The organism is Metamycoplasma neophronis, from assembly GCF_006491995.1.
Taxonomy (GTDB): Bacteria; Bacillota_I; Bacilli_A; order Mycoplasmatales; family Metamycoplasmataceae; genus Metamycoplasma; species Metamycoplasma neophronis.
On record NZ_VHHP01000012.1, the window covers coordinates 1 to 5,326 of the forward strand.

Consider the following 5,326-nt stretch of genomic DNA (forward strand, 5'->3'; position numbering starts at 1 on the left):
ATTTTATTCATTAATAACTCTGATGAAGAGTGATAAGAATTTCTACAAAATCAAATATGTCGGCAATAATCTTTTGCTCGCTTATTTTTCTAGGGTAAAATAACCTTATTCTATTAAAATCTGTTTTTGTGAACATTGGGTATGTGCTTTCAGCTGAATAAAATTGTTTTTCTTTTTGTTTGATAAAGAAATATAAAAATTTTGTATTTAATATATTTTTATCGAAAGATTCAATTATGTGATTTTGAGACGAAATAAATAACCCATTAGTATATTTTGTATTCGCATTTCTTGCTCGACCTACTGTTATAACCTCTCCATTACAAACTTTTTGAAAAATTGATTGGCTAAATTTGCACTTTCAATCATTATTTTTCGAGGATGGCAAAAGAGCAATTTCACCAGCCCCTTTATTTAAACTTTCTAATTCTTCTGCGCTTACTTGCGGATAACGATTCATAACGACCATATTGCCCAATTTACGCTGTTCCCAAGAATAACAAAAAAGAGCAAAATTTTATTTTTTTTGCTTTAATAGTTAGTTTTTGTAACTCTGATGAAGAGTAATAAGGGAGTTGGTTTTGTCGGCTAATCTACTAATTTTTTTCTGCTCTAAAAAATCTTTAGAAACAGTTATTTTTAAATTTAATAATTTGTCTTCGTGTAATCGTTTAGATCCCGTTCCAACAGCTTCCTTTTCTGTGGATTCATAGAATTTAGGATTAGACATTATATAAAATAAATATTTTTTATCGATATTTTCAATATTTAAAGACGGCACATCTATAGATGTGCATTTTTTATCAAATTCTTTTGTTATTAAGGCTAATGAGCCTTTAAATATATTTTGTTTTCCATAAATAAGCTGGCCGGCATGTCTAATATAATAGTTGGTTTTATTGTAATTATCATTACTTCGTGTTCTGCTCAATCTTAGTCCTGTAAGATTCAAACCTAGGGTTAATACATCGGAACTTTTTTGAATAGTTTTTTTAACCAATATTGGTAATGACAAAAAATCTTTTAGTTCACACTGTTCCCAAGAATAACGAATTAAATTGAAAAATCTTCTTCTGAAACAAATTTCTCAACCAAAATTCTTAATTTTCTATTTACTATTTTAGGTTCTATTGTTCTATTTTCTTTTGTTTCGATATATTCTTTTGCTTTTTCTTTATTTGCTGTTTCTATTATTCTATCCAGTCTTCCAAATTCATTTAATGAGGAGTTGTCTCTCTTTTCTTCTAGTAGTTTTCTTAATTGATTTTCGTCTATTCCTGTTTTCGTGCAAAATGTCTTTATGCGTAGTTCTTTTTCTTCCTGTTTATATTCATTAATGTAATCAATTAAGTCTTTACCTGGTTGTACTTGTAGTGTTCCAGATTGAACGTCTGCCACAATCCTATTGGCATAAACTTGATCTTGGGCTGACAAGCTATTAAATGAATTGATTAAACGATTTATGCATTTTTGAATAAATTCTTCATCAGTATTTGCCTTTTCTAAATGAGCATCTGAATATTTTTTGAATTCGTTATTTAAATATTCAAAGTCTATTTTGCCAGTATCTATTTCAATGATAGTACTTGATAAATCATAGGCATTATTTTCCAGTTCGTATAATTTTGTTTTTCCCGAACTAACCAATTCTTTATATCTCATATGTAAAATGTTGAATTTTTGTTCGTCTAAATTAGAATATACGGTTTTTGTTTCGTTATCTTCTACTATGTGATACTCTTTTTCTTTTCAGTTAAAGCCTTGAATTTTTGCTGCTTCTAACAACTCTCATAACCTATTGAATTCTTTAACGAATTTAACTTTTTCTATTAAACCCGAAACATTACGTTCGAAATTATACACATTGTCATTTTCAAAAATTCTCTTTATTTCTTCAAATGAGTTATTTATATTAATAATGTTTTCGCCAAGTTTGTCGACAAAAATTCCGCGTTCGTTATTTCCTGAATAAGCCTTAAAAGCTTCATATATATTCTTCTCCATTGTAAATGGACGACGGTAATATTTGATTACTCCAAAGGGCTTATCAGCCGAATTCAATCTATTTGTTCTAGAAAAAGCTTGGACTAGATTTTGAAATTCCAAAACTTTATCCAAATAAAGGGTGTTTATCCATTTAGAGTCAAACCCCGTTAACATTTGATCCACAACAATAAGAAGATCTATTTGTTTTGCTTTATCTTTTTCTACAAAACTATAGAAATCTTTATGCGCCAATCTAAATGAAACATCTTTTTTATAATTTGGTCAAGCAGGCAATGTGAAAGACGTTTCAAATTGATTGTTATAATCTTTTAACATTTCAATCATTGCGTCTTCTTTTTTTATACTTTTATCAGCGTTATCATTGTCAATATTCGGGTCAAACAAACATGCTATTTTTAATTGAGGCAAACGCGAATCTTGTTTCATCTTAATTTTAAATAATTTATAGTATTTAATTGCCTCTTGTATTGAAGAAGTGGCCAAAATTGCGTGATATTTATTGTTTCTGCTCAATACTTCTCAATTTTCTAATATATTTTTAATTACTGAGTTTTTGTGAGTGTGTTCATTTTCAATATCTTCTTCTAATGGTGAATCATATAAATCATCCGAAATGAAATCCTCAATCCCTTTAACTAAAGTAGGACCCTCAATATATGAGGCCATTGGGACAATATCTGAATTTTGAAAAGCATAGAATATTTCGCTTGCTTTTTCGTTATTTAAAAGCTCAGATAAATCAGATACTCCCGCTTTACGCAATCCTATTTCTCTTCTTAAATCAGATTCTTTGAATGTTAGAACTCTATAAGTATCAAACGCTAAAACATTTTTGTCTCTTATACCGTCTGATATAGAGTATCTATGAAGTTCATCGCCAAACACATCTGTTGTAGTTGAATTTTTCTTTTGATTTTCTTTGATAATAGGTGTTCCGGTAAACCCAAAAAACACTGCTCTTGGGAAGGTGTTTTTTATTGTATATAACATCTCTCCGAAAGTTGAGCGGTGACATTCATCGATAATGAAAACAATTCTTTTGTTATTCATTATTTCAATGTCGTTTTTATTGGTAGATTCTTCTTTAATATTGCTCATTTTTTGAATAGAAGTAACTATTAGCGAAGGTCCATTATCCGATTTTATTTTATGAATTAAATCCGCTGTGCTTCTCGTTTTTTTGACAAGAGACGAATCATCAGAATCAATGTCATCTTCGACAATACCTGTAAAGTTTTTATATTCATTATAAGATTGGGTGCCCAACTCTATTCTGTCTGTTAGAAAAATAACTTTATCTGCATCTCCAGAGTTTGCGATTAATTGAGCAGCTTTAAAAGAAGTCATTGTTTTTCCAGAACCTGTGGTATGTCAAATATAACCCCCGCGCAAATTATTTTGGCCCCATCTATCATTTAATCTTGAAACCTTTTCGCTAATTGCGGTTACCGCATAATATTGATAGCTGCGCAAAACTTTTAACTGCTCATCACTCGCATCGGGTATAGTATAAAATCCAATTAGCTGGTGCGCCATTGGTATAGATAAAAATTTATTTGCAATATCTGTTCAATCGTTAACGGGGTTATTTTTGGAATCAGCTCAATGAAAATAAAAGTTTTTGTTAAATTTCCCATCTGGTCCTGGATTGGCAAAATAAACCATTTCTTCTGGGGTCATTGCTACAAACAACTGAACAAGGCCGAATAAACCAGAAAAGCATCCTTCTTTTGCGTATTTTTCTATTTGATTATATGCTTGCGAAACTGGTACGCCGCTTCGTTTTAATTCAATATGAAAAAGGGGCATTCCGTTTATCAAAAGCATTAAATCACCACGTCTTTCATGTCCTAATTCTTTATTTGTAAAAAATTTAGGCTGTTCTGCAATTTGATATCTGCTTTGGCCGGCAGAAATTTCCATTCTGTCATAAATTTTTAAAGAAATTTCCTTACCATAATGATTTTTATCTTCCGGATTATCTCTTTTAATCGAGATTGTTTTACCATTAATAAAGCTATTTAATCTAAACGGTGTTTTTTCTTGTTTTATTTTATCTATTATTTGTTGCATTTCAGTCTTGGTTAATCTATAGTCACCAAGTCTATCAATTGATCTATTGTTTTCGAACAATATATCGGCTCAATTTTGAATAAGCTCATCCTCAGATTTGTTTTTCAAAATTTCTTTTTCCCAACCACGTTGAGTTAATAGTTTAACTAACTCCGATTCGAAATCTAGTTCTGATTTAAAAGTCATTTCTTATCCTTTGTACTAACAAAACATTTTTTCTAACAATGATTTTTTGATATTATTCAATTTTTCTAACTTACGCTGATGAAGAGTGATAAGGCTATCAAGTGTAGATAAAAAAGCAGTAATTTTTTTATCCTCTTCCGAAGAACAAATATTAACAATGGAATTCTGCACAATAGAAATATAATGACGCGCATGCCCATTAGATATAATTTTCACATTACTTAACAAATAATATATAAATTTTAAATTTTTATTAGCTATGCTAGTTAGTATTTTTATTGCACTTGAATTGATTTTAAATATAAAATCAACATATTTATAGTCCAAAGTAAAATCATCGAAAATTATGCTTTCTCCATGGTTATAAAAATTTTTTTCGTTTGTAAAACCCAATATAAAAGCTTTATTTGCAGTTAGTACAGGTATGTTCCCTTTTTCCGATATATCCCCACTTATCATGTAAGCTTCGGGTCTTTCATACTTAAGAATTTCTTTCAATTTACACTGTTCCCAAGTGTCAGTAAATCCCTTAAATCTAATTTGGGGTTTCATATTTTGTTCGTCTGCAAACATTTTTTCCAAAAGTGATTTTTTTATGTTGCTTAATTTTTCTAACTTACGCTGATGAAGAGTGATAAGGCTATCAAGTGTAGATAAAAAAGCAGTAATTTTTTTATCCTCTTCCGAAGAACAAATATTAACAATGGAATTCTGCACAATAGAAATATAATGACGCGCATGCCCATTAGATATAATTTTCACATTACTTAACAAATAATATATAAATTTTAAATTTTTATTAGCTATGCTAGTTAGTATTTTTATTGCACTTGAATTGATTTTATATATAAAATCAACATATTTATAGTCCAAAGTAAAATCATCGAAAATTATGCTTTCTCCATGGTTATAAAAATTTTTTTCGTTTGTAAAACCCAATATAAAAGCTTTATTTGCAGTTAGTACAGGTATGTTCCCTTTTTCCGATATATCCCCACTTATCATGTAAGCTTCGGGTCTTTCATACTTAAGAATTTCTTTCAATTTACACTGTTCCCAA

General features: G+C 29.5%; 4 protein-coding genes. All 4 read right to left on the minus strand.

Annotation, left to right across the window (positions count from 1 at the left end; genetic code table 4):
- Positions 1–10: 10 nt before the first annotated feature.
- Positions 11–460: a restriction endonuclease subunit S gene (locus FJR74_RS08245; protein WP_170178333.1), complete on the minus strand. Its 450-nt coding sequence runs from the start codon at positions 458–460 to the stop codon at positions 11–13.
- Positions 461–538: 78 nt separating this feature from the next.
- Positions 539–1,015: a restriction endonuclease subunit S domain-containing protein gene (locus FJR74_RS03010; RefSeq protein ID WP_140915053.1), complete on the minus strand. Its 477-nt coding sequence runs from the start codon at positions 1,013–1,015 to the stop codon at positions 539–541.
- 38 nt (positions 1,016–1,053) lie between these two features.
- A complete protein-coding gene (locus FJR74_RS08250) occupies positions 1,054–4,266 on the minus strand; it encodes a type I restriction endonuclease subunit R (RefSeq protein WP_140915054.1) in 3,213 nt (1,070 codons plus the stop codon).
- A 15-nt stretch (positions 4,267–4,281) separates the two neighbouring features.
- The coding region (locus tag FJR74_RS03020) for a restriction endonuclease subunit S (RefSeq protein WP_211333935.1) at positions 4,282–5,326 on the minus strand (1,045 nt) is incomplete at its 5' end.